We start from the raw sequence: 24,401 nt of genomic DNA, 5'->3' as shown, positions 1-24,401 counted from the left end.
CCGCGCTGCCGTCACCGCGGGGTTACCGTGAGCCCTCAGAGCACCACGACGCGCGAAGGGGCACGATGCGGGGCGCCGGCCAGACCACGACGACGTACGTCTCGACGTTCGACCTGTTCTCGATCGGGGTCGGCCCGTCGAGCTCGCACACGGTCGGACCCATGCGCGCCGCGCGCGCCTTCGCGCTGGGCCTCGAGCGCGACGGCCTCCTGGACCGCGTGGACCGCGTGACGTGCACGCTGTACGGGTCGCTCGGGGCGACCGGGCTCGGCCACGGGACGCCCGACGCCGTCGTCGCCGGCCTCGCCGGTGCCGCACCCGAGACCTGCGACCCCGACGCGGTGCGCGGCGCGTGGTCGCGCCGACCCGACGACGACGACGCACCGCTCGTCCTGCTCGGGGTGCGTCCGGCGCGCGTCCCGCGGTCGGCGGTCGCGCTCGCACCCCGCACACGCCTGCCCCGTCACCCGAACGCCCTCACGCTCGCCGCCTGGCGCGACGGCGACGTCCTGCCGCTGCGCGAGGAGACCTGGTACTCGGTCGGCGGGGGTTTCGTGGTCCGCGAGGGCGACGCCGACGACGGTGCGGGTGCGTCGGCGGTCCCGTACCCGTTCGCGACCGCGGCCGAGCTGCTCGCGACCTGCGCGCGGACGGGCCTGCCGGTCGACGGCGTCGCCCGGCACAACGAGGCCGCGCTGCACGGCGAGGACGCGGTCGACGAGCGGCTCGACGCCGTGTGGGACGCGATGGCCGGCTGCGTCGAGGCCGGTCTGCACGCCGACGGGACGCTCCCCGGCGGGCTGGGGGTCGTGCGCCGCGCCGCGCGCGTCCGGCGCCACCTCGAGGAGCGGGACGCCGCCGGTGCGGGTGACACGTCGACCGAGTGGCTGCACGCGTGGGCGCTCGCGGTGAACGAGGAGAACGCGTCGGGCGGGCGCGTCGTCACGGCGCCGACCAACGGGGCCGCCGGGATCCTGCCCGCGGTGGGCCACTACTACCTGCGCTTCGTGCCGGGTGCCTCGCGCGACGGGCTCCGGCGGTTCCTGCTCACGGCGGCGGCCCTCGGCGGGCTGTTCAAGCGCAACGCCTCGATCTCGGGCGCCGAGGGCGGGTGCCAGGCCGAGGTCGGCTCCGCCTGCGCGATGGCGGCCGGTGCGCTGTGCGCGGTGCTGGGCGGGTCGCCCGCGCAGGTCGAGAACGCGGCCGAGATCGCGATGGAGCACCACCTCGGCCTGACGTGCGACCCGGTGGGCGGGCTCGTCCAGGTGCCGTGCATCGAGCGCAACGCGATCGCCGCCTCGACCGCCGTCAGCGCAGCCAGGCTCGCGATGCACGGCGACGGGACGCACGTCGTCTCGCTCGACACGGTGGTCGAGACGATGCGCCAGACGGGCCTCGACATGTCGGTCAAGTACAAGGAGACGAGCGAGGGCGGTCTCGCCGTCAACGTCGTCGAGTGCTGACCCGGCGTCCCGCAGGAACGCCCAGAGATCGGCGGGGCGACCGCCGGGGGAAGGTTCGGGGACCGGCGGAGCGATCGTCGGGGGAGCGGCGGGACGACCGTGGGACCGCCGGCCGCTGAGACCGGACGTCCACGCCTCGGCCCCGTGACGTCGCTCACAGCGACGTCCGCCGGTTCCCGCGTGCGCGGTGCCGCGTGGTTCGATGGGCCCATGACGTCCCACGGCACCCTTCGTCCCGCAGCGGCCACCGCCGCCGGGCGAATGTGCCGCCGGGGCATGTCCGGCCTCCTCTGAGCCGCCGACCGCCGTCGTCCACGACGGCCCCCGCCGCGCCCCGCGGCGTCCGCCTCCCGCCCGCTGCGCGCTGACGTCCGTCGCGTCCGGGCGTCCCCCCGCCGGTCCCTCGTGACCGGCTGCCGTGTGCCGCCCGCCGTGCCGGGCGCGACGAAGGAGCCCTCGTGATCGAGCTGTCCGACCTGCGCAAGGTCTACCCCGGCCCGGCCGGTGACGTCGTCGCGCTCGACGGCATCGACCTCGTGGTCGAGCGCGGTGCCGTGCACGGCGTCGTCGGGCGGTCGGGTGCGGGCAAGTCGACCCTCATCCGGTGCCTCACGGGCCTCGAGCGCCCCACCTCGGGCCGCGTGGTCGTCGACGGCACCGACATCTCAGCACTGCCCGAGCAGCGGCTGCGCGCGGCGCGGCGGCGCATGGGGATGGTCTTCCAGCACGTCAACCTGCTCGACTCGCGGACCGTCGCGGCGAACGTCGCCTTCCCGCTCGAGGTCGCCGGCACGCCCCGGGCGGAGCGCTCCGGCCGCGTCCGCGAGCTGCTCGAGCTCGTCGGCCTGGGGGACAAGGCCGGTGCCTACCCTGCTCAGCTGTCCGGCGGTCAGCGTCAGCGCGTCGGCATCGCCCGGGCCCTGGCGACCGAGCCCGCCGTCCTGCTCTGCGACGAGCCGACGTCGGCGCTCGACTCCGCGACGACCCGGCAGACGCTCGGTCTCATCCGCGACCTGCGCGACCGGCTGGGCATCACCGTCGTGATCATCACGCACGAGATGGCCGTGGTTCGCGAGATCTGCGACTCGGTCACGCTGCTCGAGCACGGCCGGGTCGTGCAGGACGGGTCGCTCGCGGAGGTCGTGACGGACCACGGCTCGCGCCTCGCCCGTGAGCTGATCCCGGTCCCCGACCTGCCCCTCGGCCCGAGCAGGGCGCTCGTCGAGGTGACGTACGCGACCGACGAGGTCTCGACGCACGACGCGCTCGCGGCGGTCGCCGCGCTCGGCCGGGACGTCGAGGTGGTCGCGGGCACGATCGAGACGCTCGCCGGGCTGCGGGTCGGACGGCTGCAGCTCGAGGTGCCCGCGGCGCACGTCGACGACGTGATCGCACGCCTCACGGCCGACCGCCTCCACGCGGCCCCCACGGTCGCGGGCGACCCCACCGACCGCACGGACCCGGCCGACCCGCGCGGCGCGACGGGGGAGGTGGCCGCGTGAACGCCCTCACCTCGCTCCTCGACGACCCGGTCATCACGCAGCGCGTGCCCGAGGCGACCCTCGAGACCCTGCAGATGGTCGGGTCCTCCGCGGCGCTGACGTTCCTGCTGGGGCTCCCGCTGGGCCTCCTCCTGCACACGACGTCGCCCGGCGGCCTCGCGCCGCGCCGCGCCCTCAACGGCGTGCTCGGCGTGGTCGTCAACGTGGGGCGCTCGCTGCCCTTCATCATCCTGGCGATCGCGGTGCTGCCGTTCACGCGCGCCGTCGTCGGCACGACGCTCGGCTGGGAGGCGGCGGTCGTCCCGCTGACGCTCGGCGCGGTCCCGTTCTTCGCCCGCCTGGTCGAGACGGCCGTCCGCGAGGTCGACCCGGGGAAGGTCGAGGCAGCCCGGGTCATGGGCTCGACGCGCCGGACGGTCGTGACCCAGGTGCTCGTGCGCGAGGCGCTGCCGTCGCTGGTCTCGGGCGCGACGGTGACCGTCATCGCGCTCGTCGCGTACTCGGCCATGGCCGGCGCGATCGGTGCGGGAGGCCTGGGCTTCCTCGCGATCAGCTACGGCTACCAGCGCTTCGAGACGTCCGTGATGGTCGTGTGCGTCGTCCTGATCGTCGTCCTCGTCCAGCTCGTCCAGGTCGTCGGCGACGCCGTCGCGCGCCGGCTCGACCACCGCTGACCACCGGCGGCGGCTGCCCTCGGCGCCGCTGACCCCCGCGCTCGACCGACCACCGCTCACCGAGCGCCGCTGACCCCGTCCGGGCCGCCCGGCCCGGACGTCCGAAGAACCGCCCTCCGGGGCACCACGGAAGGAACACCCGCCATGAGAAGCACCGTCCGCGCCGCCGTCGCCGTCTCCGCCGTCGCGATGGTCATGGCGGGCTGCGCGTCCGGGGGCGACGAGCCCGCCGAGCGCGAGGCCGTCGACGGCGTCACGACGCTGACCGTCGGCGCGAGCCCCGTCCCGCACGCCGAGATCCTCCAGTTCGTCGACGACGAGCTCGCGCAGGACGCGGGCTTGGACCTCGAGATCGTCGAGTTCGACGACTACGTCCTGCCGAACACCGCGCTCGCCGAGGGCGAGCTCGACGCGAACTTCTTCCAGCACCTGCCGTACCTCGAGGCGCAGGTCGAGTCGCAGGGCTTCGAGTTCACGCCGTTCGAGGGCGTGCACATCGAGCCGTACGGCCTGTACGCGAGCTCGGTCACCTCGGTCGAGGACATCCCGGACGGCGCGACCATCGGGATCACCAACGACCCGGGCAACCAGCCGCGCGCGCTCGAGCTCCTCGTCGACGCGGGCCTCATCACGCTGGCCGACACCGACGGTGACCCGACGCTGCTCGACGTCGACCAGAACCCCAAGGGCCTCGAGCTCGTCGAGACGGCCCCCGAGCAGCTCGTCCGGTCGCTGGAGGACGTCGACGCGGCCGTCATCAACGGCAACTACGCGCTCGAGGCCGGGCTGAACCCGGCCGAGGACTCGATCCACCTCGAGTCGGGTGAGGACAACCCGTTCGCGAACCTGCTCGTCGTGCGCACCGAGGACGCAGAGGACCCGTCGCTCGTCGCGCTCGACGAGCTCCTCCACTCCGACGAGGTCCGCGCCTTCATCGAGGAGCGCTGGGCCGCGGGGGAGATCATCGCCGCCTTCTGAGCGCCGGGCCCGTCCCGGGCCGGCACCGAGGGGCGTCGTCGCGCACGCGGCGACGCCCCTCGGCGTGTCCGCCGGACTCCGGGCGTCCACCATCCGGGCGCCACGCCCGACGACGACTCCACCGTTCGTGGTGTCCACGCAGAGGTAAACGTTGTACGCCATCGCGAGGGGCCGGAGGTGCTTGCCAGGACCCGGATGCAAGCGCTTGCATGGCCCCTGTCGGCCCCGCGGAGGCCGTCATCGGGTCTCCCTCAGGGCCCGGAGACCCTCCGCGGCGCGCGGTGGGTGGGGCGACGGCTCGCGGTGCGGGGTCAAGGCCTTTCGAGCCGGGCGATCATGCCGATAGGTTTTCTGAAAGTTGCAAGCGGGAACACCACCCGTGGTGCCGACGTTCAGCAGGACAGGACTGGCCCGGACGGAGCGCCGGACCACCGAGCGACAGAGTGCAGGTATGGACACGATCGTGAACCCCGAGATCGTCCCGGCGTCGTACGTGGACGCCCACCAGACGGTGCAGGTCCTCGACCCCGAGACGCGGGCCGCCGTGCTCTCCGTGGTCACCACGCACGACGCCCCGGCCCTGCCGGTGGTGTGCGCGCCCGGCGTCGACGCCCCCGACCTCGTCGGTGAGCTCTGGACGCTCGACGGCACGCACCTCGGTCCGGCGTCGGGCGTCGGTCCCGACCTCGGCTACTACCGCCTCGTCGCGCCCGACGGCGAGCGTCGCCTCGTCATCAGCGCCCCCGAGCGGTTCACGCAGCCCGAGCGCGGCTGGGGCTGGGCCGTCCAGCTGTACGCGGCCCGGTCGCGCGACTCGTGGGGCATCGGCGACTTCGGCGACCTCGCGACCATCGCGCGGTCGGCCGCCCACGCCGGCGCGTCGTCGGTCCTCATCTCGCCGGTCCACGCGGCCGCGCCCGTGCCTGCGCAGCAGTCGTCCCCGTACTCGCCCGCGTCGCGGCAGTGGCTCCAGCTGCTCCACATCGCGATCGACGACGTGCCCGGGGCCGCGGACGTCGACCTCGGCGACCTCGCCGCGCGCGGGCGCGCCCTCAACGGCGAGCGCCGGATCTACCGGGACTCGGTCTGGGAGCTCAAGCTCGCGGCGCTCGAGCGCATCTGGGCGGCGACCAAGGACCGCCTGCCCGTCGAGCACGACGTCTTCGTCGCCGAGGGCGGCGAGGACCTGCGCCGGTTCGCGCTCTGGTCCGCGCTCGCCGAGCGCTTCGGCTCGGCGCACTGGCGCGGCTGGCCCGAGCGGTACCACCGCCCCGAGGACGCCGAGTCGTTCGCCGTCGAGAACGCCGACCGGGTCGCCTTCTTCATGTGGGCCCAGTGGGTCGCGGACGTGCAGTTCGGCGCCGCGTGCACCGCGGGTGCCACGATCGTCGCGGACATCGCCGTGGGCTTCGACTCGTCGTCGGCCGACGCATGGGCCAACCAGGACCTCGTCTCGTTCGACTACGAGGTCGGCTGCCCCCCGGACCGGCACAACCTCGACGGGCAGAAGTGGGGCCTGCCGTCGATCAACCCGACCGCGCTGGTCGGGGCGGACTTCAAGCCGTTCATCGGCATGGTGCGCTCGGCGCTGCGGCACGCCGGGGCGCTCCGCATCGACCACGTCATGCAGCTCTGGCGCCTGTACTGGGTGCCGCTGGGCGGGCACGCCGCAGGCGGCGTCTACGTGCACTACCCGACCGAGGCGCTGCTCGCGATCCTCCGCCTGGAGGCCAGCCGCACGGGCGCCTGGGTCGTGGGCGAGGACATGGGGACGGTCGCCGAGGGCGTCCGCGAGACCATGGCGGAGTACGGCATGCTCGGCTACCGCGCCGCGCTCCGGCTGCCCGTCGACCAGTTCCCCGAGGCCGTCATGGGTGCGTCGTCGACGCACGACCAGGCGACCGTGGCCGGGACGCTCACCGGGTCCGACAACGAGGACCTGCGGCGCATCGGCAAGTCCGCGAACTTCGAGCAGCTCGAGGGTGTCCGCCGCGAGCTCGCGGGCGTGGCCGGTGTCGACCTCGACCAGCCGATCGGCCGCGCCGAGATCGAGCGAGCCGTCGTCGCGCAGTACACGCGTCTGTCGCAGTGCCGTGCGCGCGTGGTGCTGGCGTCGCTCGACGACGCGGGTGCCGTGGCCGAGCGGCCGAACATGCCCGGCACGGTCACGCAGTGGCCCAACTGGTGCCTGAGCCTCCCGCGGCCCGTCGAGGACATCCTCGCCGAGCCGCTCGCCGTCCGCCTCGCCGAGGTCCTGGACGCGCGGAGGCACTGAGTCCCCTTCTCCGGCCGACGCCCCGGTCACCTGCGCCACGCAGGTGACCGGGGCGTCGTCGTGTGCCGTCGGTCGTCGGCCGGTGGCGTCTGACGGCGGTCCGCAGCCGTCGGCCGGGTGGCGGGCGCGCGGCCGACGGGCGGGCGGGCGCGGCCGCGCGCGGTTAGCGTCGGTCGTCGGACGGGGGAGGTGCCATGCACGACCACCACGACCACCACGACCAGCGAGCCGGCCGGGACCACGCCCCGCGCGTCGTCGTCGTGACGGGGGCGTCGAGCGGGATCGGCCGGGCGACCGCGCACGCGTTCGCCGAGCGCGGCGACACGGTCGTCCTGGCGGCGCGCAGCGCGGGCACGCTCGAGGACGTCGCGCGCGAGTGCGTCGAGCGCGGCGGTCGGGTGACCGTCGTGCCGACCGACGTCACGGACGCCGGGGCGGTCACGGCGCTGGTCCGCAGGGCCGTCGCCGACCACGGGCGTGTGGACGTCTGGGTCAACGCCGCGGCGGTGTGGAGCTACGGACGGTTCGAGGACACCCCGGACGAGGTGTTCCGCCGGGTGCTGGACACGACGCTGCTCGGCCAGGTGCACGCCGCGCGCGCCGTCCTGCCGGTCCTGCGCGCGCAGGGCCGCGGCGTGATCGTGAACGTCGCGTCGGTCTACGGGCTGGTGTCGGCCCCCTACGTGAGCGCCTACGTCGCCGCGAAGTGGGGGCTCGTCGGCTTCACGGAGGTCCTGCGGCACGAGCTCCGTGACCTCCCGGACGTCCACGTGTGCGCCGTCCTGCCCGGGACGGTCGACACACCCATCTACCGCCACGCCGCGAACGTGGTCGGTCGGCGGATCCGGCCACTGCCGCCGGTCGTCGCGCCCGAGCGCGTCGCGGCCGCCGTCGTCCGTGTCGCCGGACGGCCACGCGCGCGGACCGTGGTGGGGCGCGCCCAGCACGTCGCCGTCTGGGTGCACGCGCTGACGCCTGGGCTCTACGAGCGCGTCGCGGGCCCGCTCGTCGACCGGCTGACGCTGCTCGACGAGCCGGTGGCCCCCACGACGGGGACCGTCGAGCGTCCCGACCCGGGCTCGAACGCGGTCCGGGACGGTTGGCGGTCGCGCGACGCGGCGCGTGTCGGGGCCGGGCTCGCGGTCGTCGGCGGTGCGGTCGCCGGGGCCGCCGCTGTCGTGCTGCGGCGCGTCGTGGACCGCCGGGGCTGACGTACCCGCTGCCGGCGCGTCCCGGGGCGCGTCGCTGTGACCCGTCGCGGTCGACGTCCCCGCGCCTCCCACCCGCGTCGCCGCGCGCCGTGTCGATCTTCTCCGGTTGCGGAGGGAGCGGCGCGGACGTCCAATCGAGGCGTTCGCACCCCCCCGGACGTGAGGAGCTCGTGATGGACACCGAACAGGTCGTGTGGGTCGTCGTCGCCGTGGTCGTCGTGGCGCTCCTCGTGGGGCTCGCCCTGTGGTTCGCACGTCGTCGGTCGGGCGCGGCCGACGAGCGGCGCAGGCACGAGGCGGAGGAGCTGCGGCGCAAGGCCGAGGCCGACCGCATCGAGGTCCAGCAGCGCGAGGCCGAGGCGGCTCGCATCGACGCCGAGGCCCGCATGGCCCAGGCCGACGCCGACGCCCGTGCGGCCGAGGCGGCGCGGCTCCAGGCCGAGGCCCGGCAGCGCGCCGACGAGCTGAGCGGGCCGCGCGCCGACGTCGAGGAGCGGCTGCGCCATGCCGACCGGATCGACCCCGACGTCGCCGACGACGGGCGCACCGACCGGCACGCGCCTCGTGCCGCGGCCGACGACGCGGGTGACCGCCAGGACGGTCGCCGGACCGTCGTGGACGACGGGCATCCGGTCGCCGGAGACGTGCCCGACGGGCGCGCCGCGCACCGATCGGAGCGCCCGCCGGCCTGATCTGGACGTCCTCCTGACCGGCCCTTGACCTGCGCTTTGACACCGGCCGAGGGCTGGCCGGATCTTTGCCGTCAGGTGTGACGAAGGTCCTCTCGACGGGCCGCGCGGGCGGCCGATGGTAGTGGCATGAGCACGGTGACCCCCTGCCCCGCCCCCCTTCCCGCCGACGACGAGGACGACCTCCTCCACCCCTTCTGGGACTGACGCCGACGCACGCCGCGGCACCAGGGCCGACCCGACGGGTCGGCCCTGTCGCTGTCCGCCGTCGTCGCGCGCCCTGCGGCCCCGTCCGCTCACCCGCCCGGGATGGGCGACACTGGGACGTGCCCGCTGCCGTGCCGACGACGACGCACCTCGTGCGGACGCCGCGTCGGTGCGCGACCGCCGACCCAGGAGCCCGACCGTGAACCAGCCGCGCATGAACGTCGAGTCGTTCAACCTCGACCACCGGACAGTCGTCGCGCCGTACGTGCGCCTCGCCGACCGCAAGGTGCTGCCGGCCGGTGACGTCATCAGCAAGTACGACGTGCGCTTCACGCAGCCCAACACCGCGCACCTCGAGATGCCCGCGGTCCACTCGCTCGAGCACATGGTGGCCGAGCACTCGCGGAACCACACCGACCGCGTCATCGACTTCTCGCCCATGGGCTGCCAGACCGGCTTCTACCTCATCCTCGAGGGCGACTGGGAGTACGGCGACGTGCTGGACCTCGTCCGTGCGACGCTCGAGGACGTCGCCGCCGCCGGCGAGGTCCCCGCCGCGAACGAGACCCAGTGCGGGTGGGGTGCGAACCACAGCCTCGCGGACGCGCAGGCCGCGGCGCGCGCGTTCCTCGCCGCACGCGACGAGTGGAGCACCGTCACGGCTCCGGCGGCCCCGTGACCGTCGTCGTCCTGGTCGCGATGGCGGACGAGGCGGCGCCGTTCGTCGACCGTGCCGACCGCGTGGGCGCCCCGGTGCGCGTCGGGCGGGCACTGCACCGCGACCTCGTCCTCGGCGGGCGGCCGGTCCGGCTCGTCGAGACGGGCATCGGGCTCGTCAACGCCGCGGGCGCGCTGACCGGGGCCCTGCTCGGCGAGCGTCCGGAGGCGGTCGTGAGCGCGGGCACCGCGGGTGGTCTCGCCGCCGAGGTCCGCGTCGGTGACGTCGTCGTCGGCGTGCGCTACCGCTACTGGGGCGCGGACGCGCGAGCGTTCGGCTACGAGCTGGGGCAGGTGCCCGGCATGCCTGCCGCCTACGACGGCGACGCGCGGCTCGTCGAGCACGCGCTCGGCGCCGACGCGGGGCACGTCGTGCGGACGGGGACCATGCTCTCGGGTGACTCGTTCATCCACGCGGGTCTGGTCGACGAGGTGCGCGGCACGTTCCCGGACGCGCTCTCGACCGACATGGAGTCGACAGCGCTCGCCCACACGTGCTTCGCCCACGAGGTGCCGTTCGTGTCGGTGCGGGGCGTCTCCGACCTGTGCGGGCCCGTCGCGGGCGAGGACTTCCTCACCCACGTCGACGACGCGGCCGAGCGCTCGGCCGCCGTCGTGCTCGCGATGCTCGCGCGCTGAGGACCACCCAGGACCGACCGCCCGAGACCACTCAGGACCTCCGGTCCCCGACCGATCGGACCCCGTGCGTACCGACCGACGCGCCGCGCTCGCGGCGGCCCTCTCCCTCCTCGCGACGACCCTGACCGCGGCGACGGCCGTCGGCACCGAGCCGGACGGTGTCGTGCGCACCGTCACCGGCGAGGTCCAGCGCCTCGTCGTGGACACCTTCGACGGCTCGGACGTCGAGCTCGACCTCGTCGTCGCCGGCGACGAGGTGGTCCGCGTGGGCGGCGCCGAGCTGCACGACGTGCCGGCGGGTGCCGTCGCCGAGGTGACGTTCGTCGACACGGGCGTCGAGGACGCGGTCACCGACCCCGACGGCGGTGTCGAGGCGCTCGAGGTCGCCGTCGTCGAGGAGCCTGAGGCTCCCGCCGCGATCGCCGAGGGTGCCGTCGCCGGGGCGGCCACGACCCGCACCGTGCACGTCGGCACGGGCACGTTCCCGGGCCAGTCGGCCGACGGTGTCACGCCGGCCGCGCTCGCCGGAGACGTGACGAGCCAGGTCGCCGGGTACTGGTCCGAGTCGACCGACGGTGCCGTCCTGCTCGGTCTCGGCACGCAGCGGACGTTCGGCACCTACGCGTGGAACGCGACCACGGGCTGCACGGGTGAGCAGATCCTCGCCGTGCTGCGCTGGGCCGGGGGTCAGGTCGGCGTCACCCCGGGCAACGGCGCGCACGCGATGCTCTACACGCCGCACCTCGCGGCGTGCGGGTTCGCCGGGGTCGCGCACGTCGCCGACGGCGGCATCGGCTGGATCAACGGGCCGTCGGGCTCGACGCCGCGCTGGCAGGTCTTCGCGCACGAGCTCGGCCACACGCTCAACCTCGGCCACTCGCAGTCGCGCTTCGCGTGCCCGACGGGCGCGGACGGCTCGACCGGCTGCCAGAAGGGCGACTACGGCGACGCGTACGACGTCATGGGCCTCCAGCTCGGCCAGGCCGGTCTCGTCGGTGCCGCGCACCTCGACGGGATGGGTCTGACCGGCTCGATCCGGACCGCGACGTCGTCGACCAGGGTCACGCTGCTGCCCGTCGGCGGTCGCACGGGGACCCGCTCGCTGAAGTTCACGTCCGGCACCGCGGCGTACTACGTGGAGCTGCGGTCGAAGGTCGGGCGGGACAGCGACCTCGGCTCACGGCTCGGCTGCCCCAACGGCGTCCGGTCGTGCACGGCGGGGTCGGTCGTCGAACCGGGCGTCGTCGTCCACCGGGTCGACACGCAGGAGCCGGCCCGCGACTCGTACCTGCTCCGTGCGGACCCGGGCGGCGGCTCCGCGATGGAGGTCGGGGACCGCTTCACGACCGCCGACGGCGTGTGGACCGTCACGGTCGACGCGCTGTCGACGCAGCAGGCGACGGTGAGCCTCACGAGCGCCGCGACCGAGGAGCCGACGGCCGTGGGCGCGGTGTACCGGCCCGTCTCGCCGTCGCGCGTGCTGCCCGCGACCCAGGTGGGTCCGAAGGGGACGGTCAAGGTGCGCATCCCCGGCGTGCCGGCCGGCGCGACCGCGGTCGCGCTCAACGTCACCGCGACGTCGGTGCGCCAGACGTCGTACGTCTCGACGTGCGCGGGCGGCACGAGCGTCTCGGCGTGCAGCACGACGTCGGCGCTGAACCCGAGCGCGGGCGTCGACACCGCGGCGCACACCGTCGTCGCCCTGGGCGGCGCGGCCGGCGACGAGGTCGTGCTCTACAACAACGCGGGCACCCTGCGCCTCATCGCCGACCTGCAGGGCTTCTACGTCCCCGACCCGGCCGGCGTCGGCGGGGAGCTGGTCGCGCGCACGCCGTCGCGTGCCCTGCAGCGGACCTTCGCGCCGGGGGAGAAGGTCACGCTCACGCTGCCCGACGTCCCCCAGGGCGCGACGGCGGTCGCCCTCAACGTGACGTCCACGCGGTCGTCGGCGGTCAGCTTCGTCTCGGTGTGCCCGAACGGTCAGTCGGCGACGGAGTGCCGTTCCACGTCGGTGCTCAACCCGACGCCCGGACGCGACATCGCCAACGCCGCCGTCGTGCGGCTCGGGGGCACGGAGAAGAACCAGGTCACCGTGTACAACAACCGGGGCACCGGCGTCGTGAACGTCGACGTCACGGGCTGGTTCGTCGACAGCGCGGTCGCGCCGTCGACGGCGGGTCGGTACCACCCGATCACGCCCCGGCGCGTGCTCAACCGGGTGCCCATCGGCTCCGAGCGGTCGCTCACCACGACGGTGGGCGTCGTGCCGTCGTCGGCCACCGCGATCGCCGCGACGCTGACGGCACCGGCCTCGTCGACCGCCGTCAGCTACGTCTCGGCCTGCGCGGGCGGCGTCAGCGTGTCGGTGTGCCGCACGTCGTCGGCGTTCAACCCGCGGCCCGGCGTCGACACGTCCAACGCGGCGATCGTCTCGCTCGGCGGAGCGGGCGGGCGCGACGTGCTGCTCTACAACAACCGGGGCACCACGCCGATCATCCTCGACGTGCGCGGCTACTACCGGCCCGAGGGCTGACATGACGCCGTCGGGCGGGCGCAGCGCGGGACTCCTCCCGTTCCGGCGCACGCCCGACGGCGTCGAGGTCTTCGTCGGGCACATGGGCGGACCCTTCTGGCGCGGGCGTGAGGCCGGTGCCTGGACCGTCCTCAAGGGGGAGCACGGCGACGACGAGCCGCCGCTCGCCGCCGCAGAGCGCGAGTTCGTCGAGGAGACCGGCCTCCCCGTGCCGGCCGGGCCGCGCATCCCGCTCGGGTCGGTGCGCCAACGCGCAGGCAAGACCGTGACCGCGTGGGCGGTCGAGGCCGAGCTCGACCCGCAGTCCGCCGTGAGCGGGACCTTCCCGCTCGAGTGGCCCCGCGGCTCCGGGCGGGTCGTCGAGGTCCCGGAGGTCGACCGGTACGCCTGGCTCTCGCTCACCGATGCCCGACGGCTCCTCGTCGCGGCGCAGGCCGAGCTCGTCGACCGGCTCGTGCAGGCGCTCGCCGGGTCGCACGACGACCGCTGACGACACCGGGGCACGGACGGGCGACGGCGGCGCGGCGGGGTGAGCGGGACAGGGCGGCGCGGGCACGCGCGGCGTGGGCCGGGCGGCGCGGGCATGCGCGGCGTGGCCCTGCGGGGTGCGGGTGTGCGCGGCGTGGTCCTGCGGGGTGCGGTTGTGCGCGGCGTGGTCCGACCGAGTGCGTCGTCGGACCGTCCGCGGCGTGTCACCGGCACGGGTTAGCGTCGCGACATGGAGTCCACCCGACCGACCGCCCGTCAGACCGCCGACCGATGGGTCGACACCCTCGCCGACCTGGACCCCTCGGTCGGCACGGCCCTCGGGATCCGACCCGGGGACGACCGCCTCCCGGACCTGTCGCCCGACGCGGCGGTCGCGCGGGCCGACGCCGCGCGCGCCGTCCTGGCCGAGCTCGAGGACGCCGACGTCACCGACGAGGACGACCGGCGCTGCGCCGCCCTCCTTCGGGAGCGGCTCGGTACGGCGCTCGCGCTGCACGAGGCCGGCGAGGACCTCGTGACCCTGCGCCCGATCGGGTCGCCGGTCCACGTGCTCCAGTCGATCTTCCTCATGATGCCGACCGCGTCCGACGACGACTGGGCGGTCGTCGCACGGCGCCTCGCGCGCGTGCCCGAGGCGGCGCTCTCGTACCGCCGCTCGCTCGAGTCGGGCCTGGCCACGGGGCACGTCAGCGCCGCCCGGCAGGCCCAGGCCGTGGTCGCCCAGCTCGACGCGTGGCTCGAGGGCGACGGGTGGCACGCGGGCTTCGCGGCCCAGGGGCCGGACGCCGTGCGCGTCGACCTCGACCGGGGTGCGGCGTCGGCGGCGGAAGGGATCGCCGAGCTGCGGGCATGGCTCGCGGGGACGTACCTGCCCGCGGTCGAGGGCACCCCCGACGGCGTCGGGCGCGACCGGTACCTGCTGTCGGCGCGCTCGAGCCTCGGCGCGGTCGTCGACCCGGAGGAGGCGTACGCCTGGGGGTGGGGCGAGCTCGCGCGCATCGAGGACGAGATGGCGCTCGAGGCGGAGCGGGTCCTGCCCGGTGGCGGGGTGGCCGCCGCGTTCCGGTACCTCGACGAGAACGGCCCCGCCATCGAGGGCGTCGAGGACGTGCGGGTCTGGCTGCAGGACCTCATGGACCGGACCATCGACGACCTCGACGGCACGGTCGTCGACGTGGCGACGCCGGTCCGGCGGGTCGAGGCGATGATCGCGCCCCCGGGCGCGGCGGCCGCGCCGTACTACACGAGGCCGTCGCTGGACTTCGCACGGCCCGGCCGGACCTGGCTGCCGACCCTCGGCCGGACGCGCTTCCCGACGTGGGACCTGATCAGCACCTGGTACCACGAAGGCGTCCCGGGCCACCACCTCCAGCTGGGCCAGTGGGCGTACCGAGCCGCCGAGCTCTCGCGCTTCCAGGTGAGCGTCGGCTCGGTCTCGGCGACGACCGAGGGCTGGGCGCTGTATGCGGAGCGCCTCATGGACGAGCTCGGTCGGCTGGCGGACCCGGGGACGCGTCTGGGCTACCTCGACGCGCAGCGCATGCGGGCCGTCCGCGTCGTGATCGACATCGGCATGCACCTGGGCCTGGCCATCCCCGGAGGGCAGCCGTTCCACCCGGGCGAGCGGTGGACCGCCGAGCTGGGTCACGAGTTCCTCGCGGCGCGCAGCGGGTCGCCGGCGGAGTTCGTCGCGAGCGAGGTGGTCCGCTACCTCGGCTGGCCCGGGCAGGCGATCAGCTACAAGCTCGGCGAGCGCGCCTGGCTCGCCGGTCGTGCTGCGGCCCGCGAGCGCTGCGAGGCCGAGGGCCGCCCGTTCGACCTGAGGGCCTGGCACACGGCCGCGCTCTCGCTCGGCTCGCTCGGTCTCGACGACCTCCAGCGCGAGCTCGCCGCCCTCTGACGCGCCCGTCGCGTCCGACGCGCGCCACCCGGCGGGCCGGGCGTGCACGACGCGGGCCCGGCTTGACGGCCGGGCCCGCGTCCCCGCCCACGCGTCGCGCTCAGGGTCGGGTGAGGTCCCCGGGCGGGATGTCGTCGGCGTCGACGACGGGCGTGCCCAGCTCGTCCGTCGCCGTCGTCCCGACAGGTGCGGCGCCGGTCGTCGCGCCGGTCGTCGTGGCGGTCGTGCCCGGGGGCGGCGGCGGGACGGCGATCGACGCGGCGTCGGCGGCCTCGGAGCGCTGGTCGTCGGACCCGGACCGCGCGGCGACGGCCGCCGCGACGGCAGCACCCGCGACCGCTGCACCGGCGGCGACGGCCTTGCCGGACACCCCGGCCTTGCCCGAGTCGCCACGGGAGGCGGCGGCGTCGTCGACGGTGGGCGAGCCGGCAGTACCCGGGACCTCACCGCGCCACGTGCCCGTCGCCGTGCCGCGCTCCTCGATGAAGGCCTTGAACCGCTCGAGGTCGCCCTCGGCCTGCTTCTCGACGATGCTCAGCGCGTCGCCGACCTTCTCGACGAGGCCCTCGGGCTCGTACTCGAGCGTCAGGTGCACGTGCGTGCTGCCCGGGCCGGCCGGCTCGAACCGCACCGCCCCGGCGTTGGTCGCACCCTCCGTCGCCGCCCACGCGACCTTCTGGTCCGGCACCTGCTCGAGGATCCTCGCCTGCCACTCGCGCTTGACGCCGGCGATCTCGGCGACCCAGTGGAGGCGGTCGTCGGTGAGCTGGCGCACCTCGGTGACACCGCCCATGAAGTGCGGGAACTCCTCGAACTGCGTCCACTGCCCGTAGGCGACGCTCACAGGCACGTCGACCACGACGGACTTCTCGACCTTCGTCGTCATGACCTCTCCTCACGTAGGTACGGTCACGTCAGCATGCGAGCCGGTTCCCGTGATCGCTCGTCGAGACGGCAGCCGGTGCGGTCCGTCGTCGTCCCTGGCCGGGTGGCTCGCGTGCTCAGCGTGCCGACGCGACGAGGACCACGGCGTCGAGGTCGTCGTCGCGCACGGTGCGGGGCACCAGGTCGGCTGCCCGGGCTGCCTGCTCGGCGTCCGGGACCTGGTGGGCCGCGACCTCGACGAGCACGTGACCGGGGCGGGCGAGCCAGCTGGCGGCCTCGGAGAGGACACGTCGCACGAGGCCGAGACCGTCGGGTCCGCCGTCGACGGCGGTCACCGGCTCGTGCAGGCGCGACTCCGGGGGCAGGAGTCGGACCTCGTCGGTGGGCACGTACGGGACGTTCGCGACGACGACGTCGACCCGTCCGCGCAGCTCGTGCGGCAGTCCCGCCGTGAGGTCGCCGGTCCGGGCGCGCCCGCCGACGCGCGCGAGGTTGTCCTGTGCGCACCGCACCGCTGCCGGGTCGACGTCGACGGCGTGGAGCTCGACGTCCCCGGTCCTGAGCGCGACGACCAGCCCCACGGCCCCCGTGCCGCAGCACAGGTCCACGACGACCGGGCGCGGGGCGGTCGCCGCGCGCGCGAGCCTCGTCGCCTCCTCGACCATCAGGGTCGTGCGTCGCCGGGGGACGAAGACGCCGGGCGCGACGACGACGCGCACACCAGCGAGCTCGGCCCACCCGAGCACGTGCTCGAGCGGCTCGCCGGCGACGCGGCGCGTCACGAGCGCGTCGAGGAGGTCGCCGTCGGCCTGCGCACGCAGGAGCCGGGCCTCGTCCTCGGCGAACACGCATCCCGCGGCGCGCAGACGGCGCACAACGCCGTCGTCGGCCTGCGAGGGCAGGATCCGGGTCTCGTCGTCCGCGTGCACAGGTTCGGCGGCACGCAGACGGCGCACGACGTCGTCGTCGGTTTGCGAGGGCAGGATCCGGGTCTCGTCGTCCGCGTGCACAGGTTCGGCGGCGCGCAGACGGCGCACGACGTCGTCGTCGGTTTGCGAGGGCAGGATCCGGGTCTCGTCGTCCGCGTGCACAGGTTCGGCGGCACGCAGACGGCGCGCGACGTCGTCGTCGGCCGCGTCGGAGGGCGACCCGGACGGGACCGGGGTGTCGGTCACCAGGTGGAGTCGCCCCGCAGGACCACGTCGGCACCGCCGTCGACGAACACGACCTGGCCGCACAGGTGCGTGTTCTCCTCGGAGGTGATCCACGCGAGGAGTCGCGCCGGGACCTCGGGCGTGGCGAAGCCGTGCAGGGGCATCGGCACCTGGCCCCGGAGCTTCTCGCGCTTCTCGGGCGTGGAGATCCAGTCCGCCGTCATGGGCGTCTCGACGATCCCGGGCGCGACGGCGTTGAGCGGGATCCCCGCCCCGGCCCACTCCGCCGTCGGTGCCGCGCGGCGCACCCAGCGCGCGATCGCACGCTTGGTGCTGCCGTAGATGACCCGGCCCTGGCCCGTCGCGAGGAGGTGCTCGGCGCGCGCCACGGCGCCCGGCTCGTCGTCGGCGAGGCACAGCTCGACCAGGAGGGCGTCGTGCGGGAGCAGGCTCGACATCGAGCTCGTCACGGCGGCGCGCGGTGAGGGCGACCCGGCGAGGAGCGGGCGGAGGCCCTCGAGGGTCGCGACGGCTCCGAAGACGTTGACGGTGACGTCGGCCGTGCCCTTGTTGGCGGTCCCCGCGACCGCGAGGACGGCGTCGACGTGTCCACCGGTCAGCTCGTCGACCTGCGCGACCATCGCCGCGCGTCCCTGGGTGGTGGAGAGGTCCGCGAGGACCTCGGCCTCGTGCCGGTCGACACCGACCACCCGCTCGCCCCGTGAGCGGAGCAGATCGGCGGTCGCGCGGCCGATGCCCGACGCGGCTCCGGTGACGACGGTCGTGCGCATGCTGCCCTCCGTGGTGCAGGTGCGACCGGCCGGCGCGTGCGGGCACGGGGGGTCGGACGGTCGGCCGCGACGGTGCGGCGCGGCTCACCCTACTGACGACGCGTGCGGACGACGTCGAGGACAGTGGCGAGCCGGGAGGCGAACCCGGGCGGGACGACGGGCGGGAGCTCGTCGACGGGGAACCACGCCACGTCGTCGCTCTCGTCCGAGGTCGTCGGCTGCGCCCCGTGGGCGGCGAACGCGACGTAGCCGACGTCCCAGTGCACGCGGCATCGGCCGAAGCGGTCGGACAGGGCGTGCCGGTCCAGGTCGACGGGGGCGCGCCACGGCACGTCGAGCGCGTCGACGCCGCCCTCCTCGGCCGCCTCGCGGTGGGCGGCGTCGGACACCGAGGCGTCGTCGGGCTCGAGGTGGCCACCGAGCTGCACCCAGAACCCGCCCTTGCGGTGAAGGCTCAGGAGCACGTGCGACAGGTCCGGCGTCAGGACGAAGCAGCTGGCGGTCACGTGCTCCGGCCCGCCGTCGCGCCGCAGCGCCGAGGGGCCGTTCGCAGCGAGGAACGCCAGGTACTGGTCGCGGAGGGCCACCTGGTGCCGTGCGGCCGGCGACCACGTGGCGAGCGTCGCGGTGAGGTCGGCGAGGTGGTCGGGCACCGGGCGAGGCTAGCCCGCGCCGCCGAGAGCGCGGCGCGGGGCGTCGCCCCGCGTCGCCCGCGTCGCCCCGCGTCGCCCCGCGTCGCCCCGCGTCGCCAGCGTCGCCCGCGTCGCCCCGCGGAGCCCGTGTCGCCCCGCGGAGCCCGTGCGCGTCCGCCGTCGGCGAATTCCGTGGACCCGCCGTCGGCGCGCGACGACGATGGCGCGGTGACCACACGCCCCGAGCCGACGGCGCCAGGCGCGGACGTCGACGTCGGTCCTCCACCAGGCGGGCGGGACGGGCACCGGCCGGGGTGGAAGCGGGACCTCGTCCTGTTCCTCTCGGGCCAGACGGTGTCGCTCTTCGGCTCGATGATCGTGCAGTACGCGGTCATGTGGCACCTGACCCTCGAGACGCGTTCGGGGACCGTCCTCGCGATCTCGTCGGTCGTCGGCTTCCTGCCGCAGGCCGTCGTCTCGGTGTTCGGCGGGGTCTGGGCCGACCGGCTCGACCGCAAGAAGCTCGTCATGGGCGCGGACGCCGTGATCGCGCTGACGACCCTCGCCCTCGCCGTCCTCATGCTCAACGGCTTCGACGGCCCGGACGACCTGTGGCTCATCTACGTCGCGCTCGCGATCCGTTCCGCGGGCGCGGGCATCCAGACGCCCGCCGTCGCGGCACTGGTCCCGCAGATCGTCCCGGGGGACCAGCTGCTGCGCGTCAACGGGGTCAACGCGACGATCCAGGCGGGTCTCGCGCTCCTCGCACCGGCCGCGGCCGCGGCCGTCTACGCGACGTCGTCGATCGTCGCGGTGTTCTTCATCGACGTCGTCACGGCGGCCGTCGGGATCTCGCTCCTGGCGGTGCTCACCGTCCCGCGACTGGTCCGCAGCGGGGAGCCCGTGGGCTACTTCGACGACCTCGTGGCCGGTGTCCGGTACGTGGCGCGTCACGGGTTCGTCCGGTGGTTCCTCGGGCTGTACGCGCTGGTGTTCCTGCTGATCGTGGCGCCGTCGTACCTGACGCCGCTGCTCGTGGTGCGGACGTTCGGCGACGAGGTGTGGAAGCTGACCGTGAACGAGCTCGCGTTCAGCGTCGGGATGCTGCTGGGCGGCGCCGCGATCGCCGCCGTCGGGCAGCGGCTCGGCAGCAGGATCACGCTGGTCCTCGCATCGACCGTCGCGTTCGGCGTGCTGTCCGTGCTCATGGGCGTGGCCGGTTGGATGTGGCTCTTCTTCGGGCTCATGTTCCTGCTGGGGCTCGCCGTCCCGTTCTTCTCCACCCCGTCGATGACTCTCCTGCAGGAGACCGTCGAACCGGAGATGCACGGCCGTGTCTTCGGGTTCGTCGGGATCGTCATGGCGGTCGCGATGCCGCTCGGGATGGCCGTGTTCGGGCCACTGGCCGACGTCTTCACCGTCGAGTCGATCCTGGTCGTCGCCGGACTGGCTCTCTTCGCCGTCGTCGGGCTCGCCGGCGCGCTCCCGTCGGGTCGGCGGGCGCTCGCCGACCTCACCGCTCGGCAGGACGAGCACGACGGCGCCCGCGGCAGGTAGGACGGGTGGTGCGCCGCTCGGTGCCGGTGCGCAAGTCCGAGAAGGGGCGCGGGTCCGAGAAGGGGCGCGGGTCCGAGAAGGCGCGGGTTCGAGAAGGCGCGCGGGCCCGAGAAGGGGCGCCGGTTCTAGAAGGGGCGCGGGTCCTAGAAGGGTGGAGGGTCCTCGTCGGTCGGCGGCGGGCCGCCGGGCGCGGGGGCGCGACGGGGTGTGGCGGGGCGGATCATCGCGATCCGGACCGCGGCCCCGCGCCACGAGCTCTCGGCTCCGGTCGCCTCGCGGTCGTCGCGGTCGTCGAGGGCGTCGCGGGCGTCCTGCGTCGGGCGGCGGGACGGTTGTGGGAGCGGGTGCTGCTCGAACGGGACGGGCACCGGGTCACGGGAGTACGTGACGCCGTCCGGCGTGGTCCACGTCGTGGTGCCGGTCGTCCTGTCATGGACGGGTGTCCAGCGGGCATGCGTCTTGAGCCGGTGGTGGTGGCGGCACAGTGCCGCGAGGTTCGCGGTGGTCGTCTGGTCCGCTGCCGGGCGCCGGGGGTCGAACGGGACCGTGTGGTCGAGGTCGCACCGCGGGGCCGGGACACGGCAGCCGGGGAAGGTGCACGTGACGTCGCGGTCGACGACGGCGCGCGTGACGGCAGCCGAGGGCCGGTAGGAGGACGCCGACCGGTCGACGACCTGCCCGCTGCGCGCATCGACCGCGAGGAATGTCCAGCTGGCCTCGGCCGCGATCGCTCGGGCGACCGATGCCGGCACAGGACCGTAACCGGCGAGCTCCGCGCTCGTGTCGGTATCGCCGCAGAGGGCAGCCAGCGTGACGGTCACCTGGAGGTGCGGCCGTCGGCCCTGGTGGACGGGCAGCGGTGCACCCGTGAGGTCCGTGCCCCTGTCGAGGACCGTCGTCGCGAGGTCCGTGAGGGCGTCGGCCCGCCGTGCGTCGGCCGGCCGGTCGTCGTCTGGCCCGCACGAGGTGGCGAGGGCGTCGACGGCCGTCATCACGCGCATGGCGTCCGCGGCAGGGAGCAGTGCGTTGACCCACGCCATGGCGTCCGTCGAGGGACGGAGCCAGACCCCGCGCTCCGCTCGGGCGCGCTCATGGCGGCCGGCGGCGAGGTCGGGGGCGCAGGCGAGCTCGGCGCGGCGCAACGCATCGCGGAGCTGGGGGACCGTGCGGTGCGCGGCGTCAGGCAGGACCGTCGCCTGGACGACCGCGGCCAGCTCGGCCGGGAGGTGCTCCGTGCCTCGCAGGATCGCGTCCGCCTTCGCGACCGCCACCTCTCCGCGCATCATGGCGTCGGCAACCGCTGGGGCGGCGTCGAGAGCCCAGGCCCGGTCCACGAGGACCTGTGCCGCGCGCCGCGTCACGGACATCTCGCAGCCGATCATGTCGGCGACGTACGAGTCCGGGGCGAGGCGCGGCCGCTCGCGGCGGGCGAGCTCCAGGACGACCCGGGCCTGCTGGGCGGCGACCCACGAGGCCATGCGGTCCCAGGCGGCGACGGCGCCGGTGAGACCGACCTCGTCGAGGCGGGTCGGGTCGAGCGACGTCAGCGCGTGCGCCAGGCCGGGCGAGGGCGCGGCGGCGAGGAGGTCCGCCAGGGCGTCGTCCGGTGGCGGCACGGCTCGCCGGGCGCCGGGGGGCAGCGCGCTGCCGCCACCGGCCAGCTCCGGACCTCGATCGAACATGTGTACGAATCTACCCGAAGGGTCCGACACGACACCCGTGGGACGCCGAGGCTGTGGACGGCGGTCGGGCGAAGGGCGCGTCGTGCCTGCGGCCGCAACGCGCCGGTGGCCGCACGCGCCGGCGGGCGCACGCGCCGGTGGCCGCACGCGCCGGCGGGCGCACGCGACGGCGGTCGGGCGAAGGGCGCGTCGTGCCTGCGGCCGCACGCGTCGGCGGGCGCACGCGCCGGCGGCCGCACGCGTCGGCCAGCCGTGCGCCGGTGCCCGGCGGGCGCACAGGGCTCAGGTCAGATCGGGGTCCTCGCGCTCGAGACGGAAGCGTCGGCCCGTCACCTCGACGGGCTCGATCGAGACGTACTCGGTCTTCGGCGTGGGGACCCACGGGCGGAGCGCGAGGCCTGCGGCGCTCTGCGCGGCGACCCCGGTGAGGTGACGGGCGGTGCCGCGCACGAGCACGCTCGTGGCGGTCGTCGGCCCGATCTCGTCGACCTCGAAGGCGACCGCCTTGTTGACGGTCACACCGAACAGCTTGCTCCCAGCAGCGGTCAGGAAGACGAGCCGGTGGTCGTCGACGGCGTAGTTGACGGGGACGACGTACACCTCGTGCCCCACGTGGTAGCCCAGCCGGCCGACCTCCTGCGACCGCAGGAACGACCACACCGCGTCGTCGTCGAGCACGGTCACGACGTCCTCGTCGGTCCCGGTCATGGCAGCACCTCCTCGTGTCCTCCCACGCTAGCCACGGAGGCCTCCCGCGTCCCGGGACCTGCGGTCCTGGTCCGAGGCGGTCAGGCGGTGGACGGGTCGGGCGTGAGCCGCGCCGGACCCGCCGAGGAAGCGGCTCCTACCCGGTGGGCACGTCGCGGTGGTCGGGCGAGCCGCGGCCCGCGATGCTGATCATCCAGGCGGTGCCGAAGCGGTCGGTGAGCATGCCGAACGTGTCGCCCCAGGGAGCGGCCTCGAGCGGCATGACGACCTCGCCCCCGTCCGCGAGGCGCTCCCAGTAGCCGCGGAGCTCCACCTCGTCGCCGCCCGTGATCGACAGCGAGATGCTCGATCCCGACGGCACCTCGAGCGAGTTCGGGGTGTCCGACGCCATGAGCACCATGCCCCCGGGCGTCGTGAGCATCGCGTGCATGATCTTGTCCGACTCGGCCGGGTCCTCGCTCGCCCCGAACTCGGCGAACGTGCTGAACGTGACCTCGCCGCCGAACACCGAGCGGTACAGCTCCATGGCCTCGCGCGCGCAGTCGCGGAAGCTCAGGTACGGGTTCAGGCGTGTCGTCATCGTCCCCCCAGGGTGTCGAGGGACGGGCGGCGTCCCACGAGCACCGTGCGCCGCCGGACGGCGGTCGTCAAGGCCGGGGGCGAGGCACGGGGGTGGGGCCGCCGCGCCGACGAGCGACGCGGGAGGGGGGACGACGAGGGGCGCCCGACGACGACCGGGCCGCCTTCACGACGGCGACCCCCGGGCCTCACGACGACGCCTCACGCGCCGCCGCACGACGCCGCCTCACGCGCCGCCGCACGACGCCGCCGCACGACGCCGCCGCACGACGCCGCCGCACGACGCCGCCGCACGACGCCGCCGCACGACGCCGCCGCACGACGCCGCCGCACGACACGCCTCACGCGCCGCCGCACGACGCCGCCTCACGACGCCGCCCCACGACGACGCCGTGCGCGCGTGTGCCGGCGAGGAGCGGACGGGCCGGGACGCCCTGGCAGGACCGGGCCCGGGCGGCCGTGGCACACTCCTCGGCGGACGGACGGAGGGCGCGATGGATCAGGACCGGAGGACGGGACCCGTCTTCGTCGACCCCACGGGTCGCCGCGCACGACTCACGCGACGGGTCACGGCGGGCGCGGGCCTCGGGCTCGGCGGTGGCGTCGCGCTCGCGCTCGGCGCGGTGCTCCTCCCGCTGGGTGGGCTCGACGTACCGGGCCTCGGCACCGTGCTCGCCCAGGAACCGGCCCCGCCCGCGCGAGCCGACCAGGGACCGGACGTGACTGCACCCGGACCGCAACCCGGCACGGACGACAGTCGCTCCCCGGGCGGGACGCCCGCCCGCACCACGCAGGCGGCGACCGAAGCGTTGCAGGGCCGCACGGCCGCGGTCGCACCGGCCGCCGCTGACGAGGGGGACACCGACCCGACGGTGGCACCCGACCCCGACCCCGACCCCGAGCCTGCTCCGGAGCCCGCTCCGGAGCCCGGGCCGGTCGCGGACCCGGCGCCCGAGCCCGCGCCGGACCCCGCGCCCGGCTCCGCGGCCACCGCTCCCGGCCGGTCCGACGGCACGGGCGCCCCCGCCGACCCCGGTGCTCCCGCCGACGACGCGCCGGGCCGCACCGGGGACCCGGTGACCCCGGCCCCGGCCCCGGCCGAGCCGCCGGCGCCGGCACCTGGCGCCCCGTGACCC

General features: G+C 75.3%; 21 protein-coding genes. 14 read left to right on the top strand and 7 right to left on the bottom strand.

The genetic code is table 11. The features are described 5' to 3' along the window. The first annotated feature begins 65 nt into the window (after window positions 1-65). The 12 genes from IEV86_RS05235 (at window position 66) to IEV86_RS05180 (ending at window position 15,277) form a co-directional block, all read left to right on the top strand. Window positions 66-1,463 carry an L-serine ammonia-lyase gene (locus IEV86_RS05235; protein WP_043605626.1) on the top strand — a complete coding sequence of 466 codons (1,398 nt, stop codon included), beginning with the start codon at window positions 66-68 and terminating at the stop codon, window positions 1,461-1,463. A gap of 458 nt (window positions 1,464-1,921) precedes the next feature. Beyond that, window positions 1,922-2,965 carry a methionine ABC transporter ATP-binding protein gene (locus IEV86_RS05230; RefSeq protein ID WP_081978673.1) on the top strand — a complete coding sequence of 348 codons (1,044 nt, stop codon included), beginning with the start codon at window positions 1,922-1,924 and terminating at the stop codon, window positions 2,963-2,965. Then, window positions 2,962-3,639: a methionine ABC transporter permease gene (locus IEV86_RS05225; RefSeq protein ID WP_043605627.1), complete on the top strand. Its 678-nt coding sequence runs from the start codon at window positions 2,962-2,964 to the stop codon at window positions 3,637-3,639. The genes IEV86_RS05230 and IEV86_RS05225 overlap by 4 nt, the downstream gene beginning before the upstream one ends. A gap of 144 nt (window positions 3,640-3,783) precedes the next feature. Continuing rightward, window positions 3,784-4,617 (top strand): MetQ/NlpA family ABC transporter substrate-binding protein, encoded by an 834-nt coding sequence (locus tag IEV86_RS05220; RefSeq protein ID WP_043605628.1) that lies wholly within the window; start codon window positions 3,784-3,786, stop codon window positions 4,615-4,617. Window positions 4,618-5,068: 451 nt separating this feature from the next. Then, the gene (malQ, locus tag IEV86_RS05215) at window positions 5,069-6,892 is read left to right on the top strand and encodes a 4-alpha-glucanotransferase (protein ID WP_052426135.1); all 1,824 of its coding nucleotides are present in this window, start codon (window positions 5,069-5,071) and stop codon (window positions 6,890-6,892) included. A 194-nt stretch (window positions 6,893-7,086) separates the two neighbouring features. Further along, window positions 7,087-8,103 carry an SDR family NAD(P)-dependent oxidoreductase gene (locus IEV86_RS05210; RefSeq protein WP_052426136.1) on the top strand — a complete coding sequence of 339 codons (1,017 nt, stop codon included), beginning with the start codon at window positions 7,087-7,089 and terminating at the stop codon, window positions 8,101-8,103. A gap of 173 nt (window positions 8,104-8,276) precedes the next feature. Beyond that, entirely contained in the window at window positions 8,277-8,795 is a 519-nt protein-coding gene (locus IEV86_RS05205; RefSeq protein WP_043605629.1) for a hypothetical protein, read from the top strand. 418 nt (window positions 8,796-9,213) lie between these two features. Further along, window positions 9,214-9,678 (top strand): S-ribosylhomocysteine lyase, encoded by a 465-nt coding sequence (locus IEV86_RS05200; protein WP_043605651.1) that lies wholly within the window; start codon window positions 9,214-9,216, stop codon window positions 9,676-9,678. Beyond that, the gene (gene mtnN / locus IEV86_RS05195) at window positions 9,675-10,355 is read left to right on the top strand and encodes a 5'-methylthioadenosine/S-adenosylhomocysteine nucleosidase (RefSeq protein WP_229734473.1); all 681 of its coding nucleotides are present in this window, start codon (window positions 9,675-9,677) and stop codon (window positions 10,353-10,355) included. Before IEV86_RS05200 ends, mtnN begins: the two co-directional genes overlap by 4 nt. Window positions 10,356-10,419: 64 nt before the next feature. After that, window positions 10,420-12,888: a hypothetical protein gene (locus IEV86_RS05190; protein WP_043605631.1), complete on the top strand. Its 2,469-nt coding sequence runs from the start codon at window positions 10,420-10,422 to the stop codon at window positions 12,886-12,888. Window position 12,889: 1 nt separating this feature from the next. Then, window positions 12,890-13,378 (top strand): NUDIX hydrolase, encoded by a 489-nt coding sequence (locus IEV86_RS05185; protein ID WP_043605633.1) that lies wholly within the window; start codon window positions 12,890-12,892, stop codon window positions 13,376-13,378. Window positions 13,379-13,606: 228 nt separating this feature from the next. Continuing rightward, window positions 13,607-15,277, top strand: a complete 1,671-nt coding sequence (locus tag IEV86_RS05180) for a DUF885 domain-containing protein (RefSeq protein ID WP_043605635.1) — start codon at window positions 13,607-13,609, stop codon at window positions 15,275-15,277. 100 nt (window positions 15,278-15,377) lie between these two features. Here the strand turns inward: IEV86_RS05180 and IEV86_RS05175 are convergent, their stop codons facing one another. From IEV86_RS05175 to IEV86_RS05160, 4 genes are all read right to left on the bottom strand, one after another. Continuing rightward, window positions 15,378-16,163, bottom strand: coding sequence for an SRPBCC family protein (locus tag IEV86_RS05175; protein WP_188484565.1), 786 nt, complete (start codon window positions 16,161-16,163; stop codon window positions 15,378-15,380). A gap of 115 nt (window positions 16,164-16,278) precedes the next feature. Then, entirely contained in the window at window positions 16,279-17,337 is a 1,059-nt protein-coding gene (locus tag IEV86_RS05170) for a putative protein N(5)-glutamine methyltransferase (RefSeq protein WP_229734472.1), read from the bottom strand. Next, window positions 17,334-18,107: an SDR family oxidoreductase gene (locus IEV86_RS05165; protein ID WP_043610542.1), complete on the bottom strand. Its 774-nt coding sequence runs from the start codon at window positions 18,105-18,107 to the stop codon at window positions 17,334-17,336. Before IEV86_RS05165 ends, IEV86_RS05170 begins: the two co-directional genes overlap by 4 nt. A gap of 89 nt (window positions 18,108-18,196) precedes the next feature. Next, window positions 18,197-18,760 carry an NUDIX hydrolase gene (locus tag IEV86_RS05160; protein ID WP_043610544.1) on the bottom strand — a complete coding sequence of 188 codons (564 nt, stop codon included), beginning with the start codon at window positions 18,758-18,760 and terminating at the stop codon, window positions 18,197-18,199. Between the two features lie 207 nt (window positions 18,761-18,967). Between IEV86_RS05160 and IEV86_RS05155 the strand changes: the two genes are divergently transcribed. Continuing rightward, window positions 18,968-20,296 (top strand): MFS transporter, encoded by a 1,329-nt coding sequence (locus IEV86_RS05155; RefSeq protein ID WP_043610111.1) that lies wholly within the window; start codon window positions 18,968-18,970, stop codon window positions 20,294-20,296. Between the two features lie 143 nt (window positions 20,297-20,439). Here the strand turns inward: IEV86_RS05155 and IEV86_RS05150 are convergent, their stop codons facing one another. The 3 genes from IEV86_RS05150 to IEV86_RS05140 all read right to left on the bottom strand — a co-directional run bounded on the left by IEV86_RS05150 (window position 20,440) and on the right by IEV86_RS05140 (window position 23,266). Continuing rightward, a complete protein-coding gene (locus IEV86_RS05150; protein ID WP_052426555.1) occupies window positions 20,440-21,978 on the bottom strand; it encodes an HNH endonuclease signature motif containing protein in 1,539 nt (512 codons plus the stop codon). A 282-nt stretch (window positions 21,979-22,260) separates the two neighbouring features. Continuing rightward, complete coding sequence (locus IEV86_RS05145; RefSeq protein ID WP_043610107.1) at window positions 22,261-22,686, bottom strand: pyridoxamine 5'-phosphate oxidase family protein; 426 nt, start codon at window positions 22,684-22,686, stop codon at window positions 22,261-22,263. Between the two features lie 136 nt (window positions 22,687-22,822). Continuing rightward, window positions 22,823-23,266 carry a VOC family protein gene (locus IEV86_RS05140; protein ID WP_043610109.1) on the bottom strand — a complete coding sequence of 148 codons (444 nt, stop codon included), beginning with the start codon at window positions 23,264-23,266 and terminating at the stop codon, window positions 22,823-22,825. 493 nt (window positions 23,267-23,759) lie between these two features. Here IEV86_RS05140 and IEV86_RS05135 point away from each other — a divergent pair, with 493 nt between their 5' ends. Further along, a complete protein-coding gene (locus IEV86_RS05135; RefSeq protein WP_188484564.1) occupies window positions 23,760-24,398 on the top strand; it encodes a hypothetical protein in 639 nt (212 codons plus the stop codon). The last annotated feature ends 3 nt before the right edge of the window (window positions 24,399-24,401 follow it).

The sequence above is a fragment of the Cellulomonas carbonis genome (assembly GCF_014636275.1).
In the GTDB taxonomy this organism is placed as follows: Bacteria; Actinomycetota; Actinomycetes; order Actinomycetales; family Cellulomonadaceae; genus Actinotalea; species Actinotalea carbonis.
Note: the sequence above shows the minus strand (reverse complement) of the source record. Positions and strands in the feature narration are given on the sequence as shown.

Coding starts and splice junctions, on each gene's coding strand:
- IEV86_RS05165 (WP_043610542.1), bottom strand. CDS start 18,107: ATGCGCACGACCGTCGTCACCGGAGCCGCGTCGGGCATCGGCCGCGCG.
- IEV86_RS05235 (WP_043605626.1), top strand. CDS start 66: ATGCGGGGCGCCGGCCAGACCACGACGACGTACGTCTCGACGTTCGAC.
- IEV86_RS05200 (WP_043605651.1), top strand. CDS start 9,214: ATGAACGTCGAGTCGTTCAACCTCGACCACCGGACAGTCGTCGCGCCG.
- IEV86_RS05205 (WP_043605629.1), top strand. CDS start 8,277: ATGGACACCGAACAGGTCGTGTGGGTCGTCGTCGCCGTGGTCGTCGTG.
- IEV86_RS05175 (WP_188484565.1), bottom strand. CDS start 16,163: ATGACGACGAAGGTCGAGAAGTCCGTCGTGGTCGACGTGCCTGTGAGC.
- IEV86_RS05185 (WP_043605633.1), top strand. CDS start 12,890: ATGACGCCGTCGGGCGGGCGCAGCGCGGGACTCCTCCCGTTCCGGCGC.
- IEV86_RS05180 (WP_043605635.1), top strand. CDS start 13,607: ATGGAGTCCACCCGACCGACCGCCCGTCAGACCGCCGACCGATGGGTC.
- IEV86_RS05145 (WP_043610107.1), bottom strand. CDS start 22,686: ATGACCGGGACCGACGAGGACGTCGTGACCGTGCTCGACGACGACGCG.
- IEV86_RS05135 (WP_188484564.1), top strand. CDS start 23,760: ATGGATCAGGACCGGAGGACGGGACCCGTCTTCGTCGACCCCACGGGT.
- IEV86_RS05210 (WP_052426136.1), top strand. CDS start 7,087: ATGCACGACCACCACGACCACCACGACCAGCGAGCCGGCCGGGACCAC.
- IEV86_RS05150 (WP_052426555.1), bottom strand. CDS start 21,978: ATGTTCGATCGAGGTCCGGAGCTGGCCGGTGGCGGCAGCGCGCTGCCC.
- IEV86_RS05140 (WP_043610109.1), bottom strand. CDS start 23,266: ATGACGACACGCCTGAACCCGTACCTGAGCTTCCGCGACTGCGCGCGC.
- IEV86_RS05220 (WP_043605628.1), top strand. CDS start 3,784: ATGAGAAGCACCGTCCGCGCCGCCGTCGCCGTCTCCGCCGTCGCGATG.
- malQ (WP_052426135.1), top strand. CDS start 5,069: ATGGACACGATCGTGAACCCCGAGATCGTCCCGGCGTCGTACGTGGAC.